Origin of the sequence: Gluconobacter sp. P1D12_c, from assembly GCF_018812105.1 — a bacterium.
Lineage (GTDB): Bacteria > Pseudomonadota > Alphaproteobacteria > Acetobacterales > Acetobacteraceae > Gluconobacter > Gluconobacter oxydans_A.
Map to the genome: position 1 here is coordinate 1 of NZ_JACSIQ010000391.1, position 479 is coordinate 479.

Here is a 479-nt window from a genome sequence, read left to right on the forward strand (position 1 = left end):
TACTGGCCCGCGTTATGCCTACAGTTCGGACAAACAGTCCTGTCTGCGATTTCTGATCGGCAAAGACATGCTCGACACGCGACCGGATCACGGACTTTCCTGCGTTGGATCTCTGGATATGCCGGGGCATAGGCTTGAGATGCGGTTTTTTCCTGTGAACCTTCGAGACAAAGCCCTGCTTTTCCATGAAGTCCTCATTGGCTTTTGAACGGTAGGCCGTATCTGTCCAGACGCTCGAGGCCGTATTGGCTTTATCYARCAGCCCCTCTCTCAATCGCGCTCCATCACTGGCGGCGGCATCYGTCGTCTTCCATTYKCGGATGAACCGRAACTTCCGGTCGATGGAGACGTGGGRTTTGTAGCCAAAGAATGGGATAGCGAGATCACTCGACGGCATGGTTCCATCGTCCTGCCGCTTCGCTTTCGTGAACTTCAGCGTCCAGCGCGCATGGCGATCCTTGTGCGACAGCTTTGACGGC

1 protein-coding gene is annotated in these 479 nt (G+C 55.3%); it reads right to left on the minus strand.

What is annotated here, in order from left to right; genetic code table 11:
- The coding region (locus tag KP705_RS17320) for a transposase (protein WP_215765172.1) at window positions 1-479 on the minus strand (479 nt) is incomplete at both ends.